The organism is Pseudomonas sp. Seg1 (assembly GCF_018326005.1).
GTDB lineage: Bacteria > Pseudomonadota > Gammaproteobacteria > Pseudomonadales > Pseudomonadaceae > Aquipseudomonas.
This window is the reverse complement of sequence record NZ_AP021903.1, coordinates 1,669,622-1,684,506: the sequence shown is the minus strand read 5'-3', so window position 1 is coordinate 1,684,506 and position 14,885 is coordinate 1,669,622. Positions and strand designations below refer to the sequence as shown.

Genomic DNA, 14,885 nt, shown 5'->3' with positions numbered 1-14,885 from the left:
CATCATGGGTGTTCAACACAAAACCCTGTGGGAGCGGGCTTGCCCGCGATGGCGGCTGTTCGGCCGCCATCACCCTACAGGTCAGCCGGTTTTACGGAACACGAACGCCAGACCGACGATGATCAACAGCATCCCCAGCACGCTCAACGCGGCCAGGCGGTTGCCGAAAATCAGATAGTCCATCACCGCTGTCACCGCCGGCACCAGATAGAACAGACTGGTGACATTCACCAGATTGCCCCGTGCGATCAGGCGATACAGCAACAGCGTCGCCAGCACCGACACCACCAGCCCCATCCACAGCACCGGCACGATGAAACCGGCGCTGTGTTCGAAGTGAAACGGCTGGAACGGCACAAAGATCCCGCAGAGCAACAGGCCCGCCAGATACTGCACCGGCAACGTTCCGAGGGGATTGTCGGTGATGCGTTTCTGCATGATCGACCCCAGCGTCATACTCGCCAGCGCCAGCAAGCCAAACAGCATCCCCGCCCACGACATCCCGGCCAAACCAATGCCTTGGTAAACCACCATGATCAACCCGGCCAACCCCAACGCCAGGCCAAACATCCGGCTCGCCGAACGCTGCCGCTCCATTAATACCACCGTGAGAATCGGCTGCACGCCCATGATCGTCGCCATTACCCCCGGTGTGACTTTGGTGTTCAGTGCCAGCAGATAGAAAATCTGATAAGCGCCCAACAACACCATGCCCGTGGCGATCGCATACAGCATAGGCCTGCCGCTTTTGGGCAGTTTCAACTTGAGCAACGGCGCCAGCAGCACCAGCCCGCACAGGGCAATGACGAAACGGATCAGCAGAAAGGCAAAGGGCGACGCGTGGGCCAGGCCCCATTTGGAGAAGATCGCCCCGCTGCTCCACAACATAACGAACAGGCTCGTGGACGCCGCCGCGAGCGCGGTTTTTTTCGAAAGGACAAACATGAATACCACCTGTAGTCAGGCAAAAAGCCAACTCAGCCGAAGCTGAAATTCAGTAGGTTTTTTCAGGCGGGCACAGGGGTCAGCAGAAACTGCCGATCAGCCCGAAACGCCAACGCCCGGCGGTGATACGACTGCGCACACCGGCGTGCTACTGACAGGTGGGGGGTAATGACTGATCTGCTTTGGCTGCTGATTCCCGCACGGCACGACGCCAGCGTTGACCGCTGAATCGACTACCGCGTTGATGAGGGATGCAGGCATTGGGGCTGATCTTTTTCCGAGGATGGAAACGAGAGTGATGACTCTCGCGAGCGCCGACTATAACCAGCGTGGGACATGGATTGCAATGATTTGGGCAAAGGGCCGGTAACGACGAATGGATGACGGCTGAATAGGCTGTGGAGCAACCGCAACACCTATCGATGGGGAGACATGGAATGCTCGAAGTCATATGCCAAGGGAACGGAGTTATCTGCGCTATCAGTTGTATCGGTCGCTTGCCAGGAGGCAGGCAAGTATCGCCACTGCTCTATTACAACTTTCAGCAGGACAAGACTTTTCGAAGATACGCTTCGAACCTATCGATGCCCTAGCACTGAGCGCGTTTGAGCTTTGGGAGAATCCGCATTTTTGCTGGCGAGAGATTGCCGCATGGAAGTCACGAGAGCCCTTGTCCCTGGATATCGCGATCTGGTTTGAAGAACAGCTATGCGGACTTTGTTTCGTCAATCCAAACAAAAGCCGTCAGCGAATTCGAATCGTGCGATTGGAGGGGCGACCCGGCGCGCACCCACTTAAAAAGCGTATTGCGGTTTTGGCGATGATGGCCATCGATGAGTTTGCGCAAATAATCGGCAGTAAGTGCATTGAAGTCCAGGAACCGATACAAGGAGCAATTCCTGTTTATACAAAACTCGGCTTCAAATTTGATTTGGAAGGCCGCCTTGTCCTCACAGTGGAGAGTAAAGTATCGTGAAAACTGTTCAAGTAATGATCAACGAGGGCGGGAGCATGCGTAAATCTGTGAAAAAATCCCCCATTAAGAAACGATCAACCAAAACGGACGAAAAGCTTGACTCCTCCGAGCTATCAGCCAATCAGCAGCGCTTTCTTCAGCTACTGATTACAGGGATCGACAACGAACCCGACGTCCTCGCCGGACGGCGCTGACTTGCAGGCAATAAAAAACCGCTCACAAGGAGCGGTTTTTTATTGCCGGCGGCTTTTATCCAAACAGCCAATACCCGAGCAACGTCAACACCACCACTGCCAGCACCGGCCGTAAAACGCGGTAGGCCTTAGGGTTACGGCGCTTCCACTGCTTGACCACGCCGCTGAACTTGTCACTGAAGTTCTTGCTCCAGGCGTAAGCCTGATTGATACCGCCGACGCGTTCGTCGTCGAGGTTCTGCGGTGCGGTCGCGCGGCCGAGCCAGCCACTGATGAAGCGGTTGATGCGGGTCATGAGGCGGTTGCTCAGCGGCCGCTCGATGTCGCAGAAGAGGATGACGCGGGTCTTGTCGGTTTCGTTCTTGACCCAGTGTACGTAGGTTTCGTCGAACATCACGTCCTCGCCATCGCGCCAGGCGTAGACCTGACCATCGACGAAGATGCGGCAGTCGTCGGAGTTTGGCGTCGACAAACCGAGGTGATAACGCAGGGAGCCGGCAAACGGATCGCGATGCGGGTTGAGGTGGCTACCGCCCGGCAACAGCGCGAACATGGCGCCCTTGACGTTCGGAATGGCACTGACCAGCGCGACGGTTTTCGGGCACAGGGTTTCTGCCGACGGCAGCGGTTTGTCGTACCACTTGAGGTAAAAACGCTTCCAGCCCTTCTTGAAGAACGAACCGAAACCGGCATCGTTGTTCTTCTCCGCCGCACGGATGTAACCCTCGTCGAACAGGTGCATGGCTTCGTCGCGAATGGTTTCCCAGTTATCGCGCAGCACATCCAGTTCCGGGAACTTGCTGCGGTCCAGATACGGCTTGGACGGCACGCCGGAAAACAGATACATGAGGGCGTTATACGGCGCGAACAGCGCCGAGTGGTTGACGAACTGGCGCAGCACCGGCAGGCGCGCCTTGCCGCGCAAATGCACGTAAAGGATGCTGCCCACAAACAGCAGCAACACCAACACCTTGGCGGCTAACGAAAAGGTCATCAACGACTCCTTGAATAAAGACAACACTGCGCACGCCCTTTACCCGGCATGGCAGCCGGCCATGATAAACACTACCGGCCTGGGGAAAAACCCGTTAAACCTAATATTCAGTATTAAGAATTGCGCAATAAAGCATTTATTAACATAACGGTCCTGAACGGTGGCTGACCTGAGTCAAAGATCAAAAGATCGCAGCCTGTACTGCGATCCTTTGCTTTACCGGGTTACTGCTGGTTCTCCTGCTCGGTGAACAGATCGCTGAACAACATGCTCGACAGATAACGCTCACCGGAGTCCGGCAGGATCACGACAATGGTCTTGCCCTGCATTTCCGGGGTTTCCGCCAGGCGCACGGCAACCGCCATCGCTGCACCGCAGGAGATACCGCACAAGATGCCTTCTTCCAGCATCAAGCGCAGGGCCATCGCCTTCGACTCCTCGTCGGTGACCTGCTCGACCCGGTCGACCATGGCCAGATCCAGATTCTTCGGTACGAAACCGGCACCGATGCCTTGAATCTTGTGCGGTGCCAGCGGCTTGGCCTCTTCACCCGCCAGCGTCTGGGTGATCACCGGCGACAACACCGGCTCCACCGCCACCGACAGAATCGGTTTGCCCTGGGTATTCTTGATATACCGCGAAACACCGGTAATCGTTCCGCCCGTGCCGACGCCAGCCACCAGCACATCGACGGCGCCATCGGTGTCGTTCCAGATTTCCGGGCCGGTGGTTTTTTCGTGGATGGCCGGGTTGGCCGGATTGTCGAACTGCGCCGGCATGAAGTATTTGCCGGTATCGCTGGCAACAATCTCGGCAGCCTTCTCGATCGCGCCTTTCATGCCTTTGGTCGGTTCGGTCAGCACCAGCTCGGCACCCAAAGCCTTGAGGACCTTGCGCCGCTCGATGCTCATCGACGCCGGCATGGTCAACGTCAGTTTGTAACCACGGGCGGCGGCGACGAAGGCCAGACCGATGCCGGTGTTGCCCGACGTTGGCTCGACGATGATCATGCCCGGCTTGAGTTTGCCGCTGCTTTCGGCGTCCCAGATCATGTTGGCGCCGATCCGGCACTTCACCGAATAACCGGGGTTGCGCCCCTCGATCTTGGCCAGGATGGTCACGCCACGTGGCGCGATGCGGTTGATCTGCACCAGCGGCGTATTACCGATGGAATGGGCGTTGTCAGCAAAAATACGGCTCATGGCTGGGTCCTTATGCAGCGTTGAATTCAGCGCCCACGGTATGCCTGTTGCCCATTGCAGTCCAGTCGGGTCGAACGTCTGCGGCCGGCAACAGTCAATCGCTTACGTCGTTCGGGAATTGCCGTCATGAAACGTCGTTACAGCTGGCCATTAGGGATTATCGCCGTCATCGTCGTGTTGTTGATTGCCCTGCACATCGCTCTGCCTTATGTCGTACGCGATTATCTCAACGACAAGTTGGCGAACATGGGCGATTACCGTGGCCAGATCACCGACGTCGACCTGGCGCTATGGCGCGGCGCCTACAAGATCAACGGTCTGAAAATCGTCAAGGTCGACGGCAAGGTTCCGGTGCCCTTCGTTAACGCGCCGCTGATCGATCTCGCCGTGAGCTGGCATTCGCTGTGGTACGACCATGCGGTGGTGGCGCAGGTGAAATTCTTCAATCCCGAAATCAACTTTGTCGACGGTGGCGCCAACAAGCAGAACTCCCAGACCGGTCAGGGTACCGACTGGCGCGCGCAACTGGGCAAGTTGCTGCCGATCACCCTCGACGAAGTGCAGATTCACGACGGCAAAATCAGCTTCCGCAACTTCAACTCCAAGCCACCGGTGAACATGAATGCCACCAATGTCGACGCCAGCATTTACAACCTGACCAACGTGGTCGACAAAGAAGGCAAACGCGATGCCCGCTTCGAAGGCAAGGCCAAGCTGCTCGGCCATGCACCGCTGGAAACCACCGCCACCTTCGACCCGTTGAGCAACTTCGAAGACTTTGAATTCCGCCTGCGCGCCAAAGATATCGAACTCAAAAGCATGAACGACTTCGCCTCGGCCTACGGCAAGTTCGACTTCAACGCCGGCCACGGTGACGTGGTCATCGAAGCCCAGGCGAAAAAAGCCCAGGTCAGCGGCTACATCAAACCACTGCTGCGCGATGTCGAAGTGTTCAACTGGCAACAGGACGTCGAAAACAAGAACAAAAGCATCTTCCGCTCGGTGTGGGAGGCAATCGTCGGCGGCACCGAGACTGTGCTGAAGAATCAGGCAAAGAACCAGTTCGCTACCAAGGTCGAACTCAGCGGCAACGTGCATCAGCAAAATATCAGCGCGTTCGAGGCGTTTTTGCAGATTTTACGCAACGGTTTCGTTCAGGCATTTAATGCCCGGTATGAGCGGCCTAAGCCGGATGCAGGCTAAGGCTTTCGATTGACAATGTAGCGACCAGACTCTTCCGCTGCCATCGTCGACCTTTGCTGCAAAGAATCCCAGCCCAGGCATGCTAACGCCAAAGAACGCGGCACCGCCTCACGACCATTACTGTAGCGGCTGATGCTGCGCGCACTGACACCCAATGCCTCCGCAGCCTGATTAAGAGACAGCCCCGTACGGGCACGCCAATCAATGAAAATTCGAGTATTTTCATCGGCCGCGTTTTGAGCCAGTGCATCCATATAGAGCGTGTCTGCGCCAATCTGTATATCGGGCTCAAGCCATTCGACAGTCCAGCCGTCGTCGTCCAATGTAGCGGTTAAAAACACCTCGGGATCGAGCAATGGCCGCAGACCTGGATAAGCTTGAATATCCCGGCCCAGATCAAGTATCAGTTCCTGGCCATCAATAAAGGTCAGGGCCAATCGAAAATCTGACAGTGCCTGCACAGCTGACAGACGAGGCCTTTTCATGGGTAACATCGTTTCCACTCCTCCAACAGTTGCGCTTGATGAGCCGAAACCCACGCCAGCGCTTCCTTGATAATCAGCGGCGGCGCCTTGCCCGTCATGACCTCCACGGTTTCAAGGCTCAGCATCACTTCAAAGCCGCCACCTATGAGGTGAACATGGGGTGGCGGGTGATCCTTCTCGCGCAACTGAATGCGGTATTTGTCGCGAAATCTGTATTTAGTCGTCATGCTCGAAGGCTATCGCCAAATCGGCGATACCTGAATACTGGCCAACCGCCGAGACTGAGTCAACATGTGACGCCCCATTCAGAGACTGAATAAGCCGTCTGCGTTCACAGTCGACCGGGCTGCGCGTTATAGTCGGGGCATCCGATTATTTCGCCCCCGCCCTGCCCGTCAGGTCGGCGTTACCGTTCGAGGATTAGCAGATGAAGTTCGAAGGCACCCAGGCCTACGTCGCCACCGATGACCTGAAGCTGGCGGTCAACGCCGCCATCACCCTGGAGCGGCCGCTGCTGGTCAAGGGCGAACCGGGCACCGGCAAGACCATGCTCGCCGAGCAACTGGCCGAATCGTTCGGCGCCAAGTTGATCACCTGGCACATCAAGTCGACCACCAAGGCTCATCAGGGCCTGTACGAGTACGACGCGGTGAGCCGTCTGCGCGACTCGCAGCTGGGCAATGAGAAAGTCCATGACGTGCGCAACTACCTGAAGAAAGGCAAGCTCTGGGAGGCTTTCGAGTCCGAAGAGCGGGTCATTCTGCTGATCGACGAGATCGACAAGGCCGACATCGAGTTCCCGAATGACCTGTTGCAAGAACTCGACAAGATGGAGTTCTACGTTTACGAGATCGACGAGACCATCAAGGCCAAGAAGCGCCCGATCATCATCATTACCTCGAACAACGAGAAAGAGCTGCCGGACGCCTTCCTGCGCCGCTGCTTCTTCCACTACATCGCCTTCCCCGACCGCACCACCCTGCAGAAAATCGTCGACGTGCATTACCCCGACATCAAGAAGGATCTGGTCAGCGAAGCGCTGGACGTGTTCTTCGACGTGCGCAAGGTTCCCGGTCTGAAGAAGAAGCCGTCGACCTCGGAACTGGTCGACTGGCTGAAACTGCTGATGGCCGACAACATCGGCGAAGCCGTGCTGCGTGAACGCGATCCAACCAAAGCGATTCCGCCACTGGCGGGTGCCTTGGTGAAGAACGAACAGGACGTGCAACTGCTTGAGCGTCTGGCGTTCATGAGCCGTCGCGGCACCCGCTAAGAGGCTGATGCCATGTTGCTCAACCTGTTCAATGAAATGCGTGCAGCCAAGGTACCGGTGTCGGTGCGCGAACTGCTCGACCTGATCAACGCGCTGAAACAGCGCGTGACCTTCGCCGACATGGACGAGTTTTACTACTTGTCGCGGGCGATTCTGGTGAAGGACGAGCGGCATTTCGACAAGTTCGACCGCGCGTTCGGCGCCTACTTCAATGGTCTGGAAAAACTCGACGATCACTTGCAGGCGCTGATTCCCGAAGACTGGTTGCGCAAGGAGTTCGAGCGCTCGCTGACTGACGAGGAACGCGCGCAGATCCAGTCCCTCGGCGGCCTGGACAAACTGATCGAAGAGTTCAAGAAGCGCCTGGAAGAACAGAAGGAGCGCCACGCCGGCGGTAATAAATGGATCGGCACCGGCGGCACCAGCCCATTCGGTTCCGGCGGTTTCAACCCGGAAGGCATTCGGGTCGGCGATGCCGGCAAACGCCAAGGCAAAGCAGTCAAAGTCTGGGATCAGCGCGAGTACAAGAACCTCGACGACTCGGTGGAACTGGGCACGCGCAACATCAAGGTAGCCCTGCGCCGTCTGCGTAAATTTGCCCGCCAGGGCGCGGCGGAAGAACTGGACATCGACGGCACCATCGACCACACCGCCAAGGACGCCGGCCTGCTCAACATCCAGATGCGCCCGGAACGGCGCAACACAGTGAAGCTGCTGTTGCTGTTCGACATCGGCGGCTCGATGGACGCGCACGTGAAGATCTGCGAAGAACTGTTCTCGGCCTGCAAGACCGAGTTCAAGCATCTGGAGTACTTCTACTTCCACAACTTCATTTATGAATCGGTGTGGAAGAACAACATGCGCCGCACTTCCGAGCGTTTCTCCACTCAGGATCTGCTGCACAAGTACGGCGCCGACTACAAAGTGATCTTCATTGGCGACGCGGCCATGGCACCTTATGAAATCACCCAGGCCGGCGGCAGCGTCGAGCACTGGAACGAGGAGCCGGGCTACCTGTGGATGCAGCGTTTCATGGAGAAGTACAAGAAGCTCATCTGGATCAATCCGTATCCGAAAGATACGTGGGGCTATACCTCGTCGACCAATATCGTGCGCGATTTGATCGAGGATCAGATGTATCCGCTGACCCTGCGTGGGCTTGAGGAAGGGATGCGGTTTCTGTCCAAATAATTGTTGTTGTCTGGACTGGCGCCATCGCGGGCAAGCCCGCTCCCACAGGTATCGGTGGTGTACATAAATTTCGAGTACAACTCGGACACTGTGGGAGCGGGCTTGCCCGCGATGCTTTTAGCGATTGATAAAGCGCTGCAAATACTCGACATGCTCCCGGTGCGCGACGTCCTGCACCACCGGCCTCAACCTCACCTTGGCCCCCGGCAAACACTGCGCCAGCCGCGCCAACGCCAACGGCGTCAGCGCCCCCAATCGCGGATAGCCGCCAATGGTCTGCCGATCGTTGAGCAGCACAATCGGTTGCCCATCCGGCGGCACCTGCACGGCCCCCAACGGAATACCCTCGGAAATCATCGGCTGGCCGTGATACTGCAACGCCTTGCCGAGCAAGCGAATGCCCATGCGATCGGCGCGACTGTCGAGCGTCCACGCGCTGTTGAACAGATCAAACAGACTCTGCCCGCTGAACTCGCCGATCTGTGCACCGAGCACCAGATCCAGCGGCGTATTCAGCCGTAGATCCGGACGATATTCCATCGGCACCTCACGAACCAGCAAGGCGTGCCCCTGATAAGTCAGCGTCGCGCCTTTGGCCAACGGCAAGCCCATGCCATCCAGACCGCCAAGTTCTTCGCGCACCACCGTAGCACTGCTGCCCAACACCTTCGGCGCGTCGAATCCACCGGGTGCGGCAAGATAAGCACGGGCACCGAGCAGCGGCTGAGTGAACTGCAACTTCTGCCCTCGGGCCAGTTTGAAACTGCGCCACGGCGCCACTGGCTGCCCGTCGATCTGCGCGCCGAGATCGGCTCCGGCCAATGCCAGCAAGCAGTCCTCCTCAGCCACCACGGCAAACCCGCCAAGGGTAATTTCGACCACCGGCACGTCCAGCCCATTGCCCAGCAGCCAATTGGCCCAGCTCATCGAACGCCAGTCCGCCGCACCGCCCTGGGTCACGCCCAGATGCCGCACGCCAAAACGTCCTGCGTCCTGCAACAGGCACAGCGGCGTGCTCGCTTCAATCTTCAGTCCGCTCATGCCAGCGCCTCCAGAGGCGTGTCATCGCCGCCAAAACGGATGAATTCGGCATGGCTCACCGCTTCGAAACGCACGGTGTCGCCGGGTTGCATCAGGCTGTAGCCATCGCGGTTGCGGTCAAACAGCTTTGCGGGCGTGCGGCCAATCAGGTTCCAGCCGCCGGGGGAGACCACGGGATAGGCGGCGGTCTGGCGTTCGGCGATCCCGACGCTGCCGGCCGCGACTTTTTTCCGTGGAGTGCTCAGCCGTGGCGCCGCCAGAATCTCTTCGACCAACCCCATGAAAGCGAAACCCGGCGCAAAGCCGAGCGCGAACACCTGATATTCCCTGGCGCTGTGACGGCGAATCACCTCCTCCAGCGCCAGACCGCTGCGCTCGGCGAGCAAGCTCAGTTCCGGTCCGACACTCAGGTCGTACCAGACCGGCAGCACATGACACTGGCCGCCGGTTCGCGCATTCGGCGACAGGTCGACCAGCGCCTGCGCAATCAACTCCCGCGCCTGATTCGGACTCAATGAAGTCAGGTCGTAATGCACCATCAACGTCGTATAGGACGGCACCAGATCAATCAACTGCGTGCCGAAGGCCTGACGCAACCGCTCGCTGGCCGCCAGCATCCACGGCATGTTGGCCTCGGCAATTTCATCGAACAGACGCAGCATCAGGCAATCCAGTGCCACCACTTCAATCCTTGGGTTCATTGCGCATCCTGCTGATTCAGGGCCTCGCGAATGCGTTGCACGGCGGCGACCGAACTGGCGTTGTCGCCGTGTACGCAGAGGGTGTTGGCTTGCAGGCGCAAGGCGCTGCCATCGTTGGCGATCAGATTGTCACCACGGGCAATCTTCAGCGCTTGTTCGATGATGATCTCGGGATCGTGATGCACCGCGCCCGGCAGTTGCCGTGAAACCAGTTTGCCGGCGCTGTCATAGGCGCGATCAGCGAAGGCCTCGAACCATAGCGTGAGGCCGTACTCATCACCGATCTGCTGCGCAGCGCGATTGTCACGAGTGGCCATCAGCATCAGCGGCAGACTGCGGTCGTAAGCCGCCACGGCCTGAATCACCGCGCGCAATTGCGCCGGGTTCGCCATCATGTCGTTGTACATCGCACCGTGGGGTTTGACGTAACTGACTCGCCCGCCTTGGGCCCGGCAAATGCCGTCGAGGGCGCCGATCTGGTAATGCAGGATGTCTTGCAGTTCCTGCGCGGAGTACGCCATCGAACGGCGGCCGAAGCCGACCAGATCCTGATAGGCCGGATGGGCGCCGATCTGCACGCCGTGACTCAGGGCCAGGCTGACGGTTTTGCGCATGATGCTCGGGTCGCCGGCATGGAAGCCGCAGGCGACGTTGGCGCAATCAATGAAGGGCATGACTTCGGCATCCAGACCCATGGTCCAGCTGCCGAAACTCTCGCCGATGTCGCAATTCAATAACAGGCGGCTCACGGTAAACACTCCTGTAGCTTTTTGTCTTTCTATCCGTAGGACATTGCCCGCCGGGCAGTGCCTCGCAGGTTAGCAGTTACTGTGCATCGAGTTGCTTGCCGCGAGTCTCCGGCAGGCTCAAGGCCGCGAGAATCACCACGCCGTAGGACACTGCAGCGAACGCACCGATGCCCATGCTCAATGGCACTTTCTGGCTGAGCAAACCGATCAGCAGCGGAAACAATGCGGCCAGCGCACGACCGATGTTGTAGCAGAAGCCTTGCCCGGAACCACGAATCCGCGTTGGAAACAGCTCGGTGAGAAACGCGCCCATGCCGCTGAAGATCCCTGAAGCAAAAAAGCCCAACGGAAAGCCCAGCCATAACATCACAGCGTTGCTGACCGGCATTTGCGTGTACAGCAGAACGATGGTGAACGAGCCCACCGAGAACAGGACGAAGTTCTTTTTGCGCCCCAGCAGATCGGTCAGATAGGCGCTGATCACATACCCGACGTAGGAACCGACGATCACCATGGCCAGATAGCCGCCGGTGCCGAGCACGCTCAAGCCGCGTTCATTTTTCAGGAAGGTCGGCAGCCACGAGGTGATTGCGTAGTAACCACCCAGCGCACCGGTGGTCAGCAGCGAGGCACGGAATGTGGTGAAGAGCATGCCGGGGGCAAAAATCTCGTAGAACTTCGCCGGGTTCTGGGGTGTTTGTGCAGCCTTGGCTTCGCGGTAAATATCCGGATCTTTCACCAGTCGACGGACAAAAATCACGAAAATCGCCGGGACGATGCCGAGAATGAACAGCGCGCGCCAGGCGTCTTCCGGCGGTAGTACCGAGAACAACAGCGCATACAGAATCGCCGTCAGCCCCCAACCCAAAGCCCAACCGGATTGCACCATGCCCACCGCTTTGCCGCGATCCTTGGCGCGGATCACTTCACCGATCAGCACCGCACCGGCGGTCCATTCGCCACCGAAACCGAAGCCCATCAGGGTGCGGGCGATCAACAATTGTTCGTAGTTCTGGGCGAAGCCGCAGAGGAAGGTGAAGAAGGCAAACCACAACACGGTCAGTTGCAGGGTGCGCACGCGACCGATGCGGTCGGAAAGGATGCCGGCAACCCAGCCGCCGATGGCCGAGGCGATCAAGGTGCTGGTGTGGATCAGCCCGGCTTCACCGGTGGTGATGCCCCACATCGCAATCAGCGTTGGCACCACGAAGCTGAGCATCTGCGTGTCCATGCCGTCCAGACCGTAACCGATCTTGCAGCTCCAGAACGTGCGGCGCTCCTGTTGATTGATGTTGCGGTACCAGTCGAACGGCCCCGGACGCGCCGCTGCCTTGGGTAAATCAATGGTGTCGGGAGCACTCATGGCAAATCTCCGCAGGTTTTTATTGGTCTTGTTCGCAGATCCCGCGACGCCTATCGTGGGAACCGGATGCGCCGATTTTTGGGCGCTCCGCCCTGCTGCGTCCAACGAATAAAAACCCGCCTTAGGCATAAGAAAAATTTGTCACCCGAGCCTTTGCCATGAACCTGAAGTTTCTCGAGACCTTTGTCTGGGTCGCCCGGCTGAAGAGTTTTCGCCTGACCGCCGACAAGCTGTTCACCACCCAGGCGTCGATTTCCAGCCGTATCGCGGTGCTCGAAGGTGAGCTGGGCGTGAAGCTGTTTTTGCGTGATTCTCGCGGGGTCAGCCTGACGCCCGAAGGCTTGAAAGTGCTGGACTATGCCGAGCAGATGCTCGACACCATGAGTGCGCTCAAGCAATCGATCGAAACCCTTTCAAGCAAGGTCGGTCGGGTGCGTATCGGGGTGATGGACACGGTGATCCACACTTGGCTGAGCCCGTTGGTGGCGCAGATGACCGATCTCTATCCGCGCGTGGAAATCGAGTTGGTGGCGGATACCTCGCTGAACCTCTGCGATCAGCTGCAAAAAGGCTTTCTCGATCTGATCCTGCAAACCGACCTGGTGCGCCATGAAAGCGTGCGCAGCCTGGAGCTGGCCAGCCATCCGCTGGGCTGGATTGTCGCCAGTAATTCGATCTACAACCGCGAGTACGCCGATCTGGCCGAACTGGCGCAGGAACGGATCATCACCTATTCGAAAAACTCCCGGCCGCATCAGGACATTCTGGCGTTGATGCAGGCAAATGGCGTGCTGGCGCCGCGCTTGAATTGTGTGAATTCGGTATCGGCGATTACGCGGTTGTTGCGTGATGGATTTGGTATTGGCGTGTTACCGCCCGTGCTGGTGGCGGAGGAATTGGCGCGGGGGGAACTGACATTGTTGGCCATTGATCAGCGGCCGCCGGACTTGCAAGTGGTGGTGTCGTGGCGAGTGGGGGTTGAGTGGGTCGAGGAGATTGTGACGTTGTGTCAGCAGGTGTTGGCGGGGTATGCGCACAAAGTGGGCAAGGACTACATCACCCTCACTGACTGATCACACCTGTGGTGAGGGGATTTATCCCCGATGGGCTGCGTAGCAGCCCTCAAACCTGCAGCATCAGGTTTACCTGACACACCATAGGGGGCCGCTTTGCGCCCCATCGGGGATAAATCCCCTCACCACAGAATCCCCTCACTTCAACGGGTTGTGCAGGCCTTACAACCCGCGCACGTCGCGATCTTCGATCGGCCGGCTCTGGCGCAGACGCTTGCCGCCCAGCACCACCCAGTCAATCAGACGGAACAGGCATTCAATCCCGAACGACAGCAGCAGCGCGCCACTCATGCCCCAGATCATCGCCTCTGGCGTCAGCAGAATCTGGTAGCTGTAGCCATTCCAGGTTTCCTTGCGGATGTCCGGATCAGCGGCCAGCACCACTTGCAGGAAGCGGATGTACCACGGGCCCTGCATCGCCTGGTATTGCTTGTCCAGCGCCAGCTGACGATTGAGCAAGGTGCTCAGGCTGTCGGCGTCGCTGCGAAATACCGGATCTTCGCTGGCGCGGTAATGCGCAACCAGCGCCTGCAAGTCGCCTTTGAAAAACTGCTCGGCAGTGCCCTGAAACCCGCGCAGGCCGGTCTGCGCTTCGATCAGATGAGCCTCGACGCGTTTCGCATAATCGCTGATGAACCCCGGCACCTGGACACCGATCAACAGGCCCGCCGCAAACAACACCAGCCGTAGATAACTGAGCAACATGGGGTGCAATCCTTATTCGGTCTTGCCTTGGCTGACGCATTCGCCGCGTCGCCACAGGCTCCATTGGCCCGGTTCGTAGCGGGTCCAGGTTTCGTTTTCGGTCAGAGGTTCGGTGGCGATCACCGTGACCACGTCGTTGGGCGTGGTTTCCGCCTGGAAGTCGACGATCACATCGACATCCTTCAGGCGAGCCGGGCCGAACGGTGCGCGTCGGGTGATCTGCGCCAGTTTGGTCGAGCAATAGCAGAACAGCCAGTCGCCGTCGCTGAGCAGGCAGTTGAACACGCCTTTGCTGCGGTATTCGGCGCACGCGGCGACGAGATCCGGCAGCAGCACTTCTATATCGACCGGTTCCGGGAATGCTGCACGCACACGATTGAGCAAATCGCAGAACGCCGCCTCGCTGTCGGTATCGCCGACCGGGCGGTAGAAACTTTTGATCGGGGTGAAATCGGCGAGCTGGCCGTTGTGCGCGAAGCACCAGTTGCGCCCCCACAGTTCACGGACAAACGGGTGAGTGTTGGACAGGCAGACCTTGCCGACGTTGGCCTGACGAATGTGGCCGATGACCACTTCGCTCTTGATCGGGTAACGCTGCACCAGGTTGGCGACTTCGGATTCGCAACTCGCCGCCGGATCCTGAAACAGCCGCAGGCCACGGCCTTCATAAAAAGCGATGCCCCAACCGTCGCGGTGCGGGCCGGTGCGACCGCCGCGCTGCATCAGGCCAGTGAAGCTGAACACGATATCGGTCGGCACGTTGGCACTCATGCCCAGTAATTCACACATG

At 58.6% G+C, this 14,885-nt stretch carries 17 protein-coding genes; 6 read left to right on the top strand and 11 right to left on the bottom strand.

Translation table 11 applies throughout. The annotated features are described in order from the left end of the window. Positions 1-81: 81 nt before the first annotated feature. Positions 82-945, bottom strand: a complete 864-nt coding sequence (locus KI231_RS07510) for a DMT family transporter (protein ID WP_213027865.1) — start codon at positions 943-945, stop codon at positions 82-84. 451 nt (positions 946-1,396) lie between these two features. Between KI231_RS07510 and KI231_RS07505 the strand changes: the two genes are divergently transcribed. Together KI231_RS07505 and KI231_RS07500 are read left to right on the top strand one after the other, a co-directional pair. After that, on the top strand, positions 1,397-1,921 hold the full coding sequence (locus tag KI231_RS07505; RefSeq protein WP_213027864.1) for a hypothetical protein: 525 nt from the start codon (positions 1,397-1,399) through the stop codon (positions 1,919-1,921). After that, positions 1,918-2,115: a hypothetical protein gene (locus KI231_RS07500; RefSeq protein WP_213028861.1), complete on the top strand. Its 198-nt coding sequence runs from the start codon at positions 1,918-1,920 to the stop codon at positions 2,113-2,115. Before KI231_RS07505 ends, KI231_RS07500 begins: the two co-directional genes overlap by 4 nt. A gap of 55 nt (positions 2,116-2,170) precedes the next feature. Here the strand turns inward: KI231_RS07500 and KI231_RS07495 are convergent, their stop codons facing one another. Beyond that, complete coding sequence (locus KI231_RS07495) at positions 2,171-3,109, bottom strand: aspartyl/asparaginyl beta-hydroxylase domain-containing protein (RefSeq protein ID WP_213027863.1); 939 nt, start codon at positions 3,107-3,109, stop codon at positions 2,171-2,173. 224 nt (positions 3,110-3,333) lie between these two features. Continuing rightward, positions 3,334-4,311: a cysteine synthase A gene (gene cysK, locus KI231_RS07490; protein WP_213027862.1), complete on the bottom strand. Its 978-nt coding sequence runs from the start codon at positions 4,309-4,311 to the stop codon at positions 3,334-3,336. A gap of 126 nt (positions 4,312-4,437) precedes the next feature. Here cysK and KI231_RS07485 point away from each other — a divergent pair, with 126 nt between their 5' ends. Further along, entirely contained in the window at positions 4,438-5,514 is a 1,077-nt protein-coding gene (locus KI231_RS07485) for a DUF748 domain-containing protein (protein WP_103306157.1), read from the top strand. Here the strand turns inward: KI231_RS07485 and KI231_RS07480 are convergent. Together KI231_RS07480 and KI231_RS07475 are read right to left on the bottom strand one after the other, a co-directional pair. Beyond that, complete coding sequence (locus KI231_RS07480; RefSeq protein ID WP_213027861.1) at positions 5,511-6,008, bottom strand: helix-turn-helix domain-containing protein; 498 nt, start codon at positions 6,006-6,008, stop codon at positions 5,511-5,513. The two genes, KI231_RS07485 and KI231_RS07480, sit on opposite strands and share 4 nt — an antisense overlap. Next, positions 5,996-6,226 carry a DUF4160 domain-containing protein gene (locus KI231_RS07475; RefSeq protein ID WP_213027860.1) on the bottom strand — a complete coding sequence of 77 codons (231 nt, stop codon included), beginning with the start codon at positions 6,224-6,226 and terminating at the stop codon, positions 5,996-5,998. The genes KI231_RS07480 and KI231_RS07475 overlap by 13 nt, the downstream gene beginning before the upstream one ends. 200 nt (positions 6,227-6,426) lie before the next feature. Between KI231_RS07475 and KI231_RS07470 the strand changes: the two genes are divergently transcribed. Further along, positions 6,427-7,272, top strand: a complete 846-nt coding sequence (locus KI231_RS07470; RefSeq protein WP_007911294.1) for an AAA family ATPase — start codon at positions 6,427-6,429, stop codon at positions 7,270-7,272. Positions 7,273-7,284: 12 nt separating this feature from the next. Continuing rightward, entirely contained in the window at positions 7,285-8,463 is a 1,179-nt protein-coding gene (locus KI231_RS07465; protein WP_027614532.1) for a vWA domain-containing protein, read from the top strand. Positions 8,464-8,580: 117 nt separating this feature from the next. On the opposite strand, the gene KI231_RS07460 is transcribed toward KI231_RS07465, so the two are convergent. From KI231_RS07460 to KI231_RS07445, 4 genes are all read right to left on the bottom strand, one after another. After that, a complete protein-coding gene (locus KI231_RS07460; protein WP_213027859.1) occupies positions 8,581-9,504 on the bottom strand; it encodes a 5-oxoprolinase subunit C family protein in 924 nt (307 codons plus the stop codon). Next, the gene (gene pxpB / locus KI231_RS07455; RefSeq protein ID WP_103306154.1) at positions 9,501-10,205 is read right to left on the bottom strand and encodes a 5-oxoprolinase subunit PxpB; all 705 of its coding nucleotides are present in this window, start codon (positions 10,203-10,205) and stop codon (positions 9,501-9,503) included. The genes KI231_RS07460 and pxpB overlap by 4 nt, the downstream gene beginning before the upstream one ends. Then, a complete protein-coding gene (locus tag KI231_RS07450; protein WP_213027858.1) occupies positions 10,202-10,954 on the bottom strand; it encodes a 5-oxoprolinase subunit PxpA in 753 nt (250 codons plus the stop codon). The genes pxpB and KI231_RS07450 overlap by 4 nt, the downstream gene beginning before the upstream one ends. Before the next feature lie 76 nt (positions 10,955-11,030). Then, the gene (locus KI231_RS07445) at positions 11,031-12,317 is read right to left on the bottom strand and encodes an MFS transporter (RefSeq protein WP_213027857.1); all 1,287 of its coding nucleotides are present in this window, start codon (positions 12,315-12,317) and stop codon (positions 11,031-11,033) included. A gap of 158 nt (positions 12,318-12,475) precedes the next feature. Between KI231_RS07445 and KI231_RS07440 the strand changes: the two genes are divergently transcribed. Further along, complete coding sequence (locus KI231_RS07440) at positions 12,476-13,390, top strand: LysR family transcriptional regulator (RefSeq protein ID WP_213027856.1); 915 nt, start codon at positions 12,476-12,478, stop codon at positions 13,388-13,390. Positions 13,391-13,552: 162 nt separating this feature from the next. Here the strand turns inward: KI231_RS07440 and KI231_RS07435 are convergent, their stop codons facing one another. Further along, the gene (locus KI231_RS07435) at positions 13,553-14,095 is read right to left on the bottom strand and encodes a DUF2937 family protein (RefSeq protein ID WP_103306150.1); all 543 of its coding nucleotides are present in this window, start codon (positions 14,093-14,095) and stop codon (positions 13,553-13,555) included. Positions 14,096-14,107: 12 nt separating this feature from the next. Beyond that, complete coding sequence (locus KI231_RS07430; protein ID WP_100847538.1) at positions 14,108-14,884, bottom strand: class II glutamine amidotransferase; 777 nt, start codon at positions 14,882-14,884, stop codon at positions 14,108-14,110. Position 14,885 lies beyond the last annotated feature (1 nt).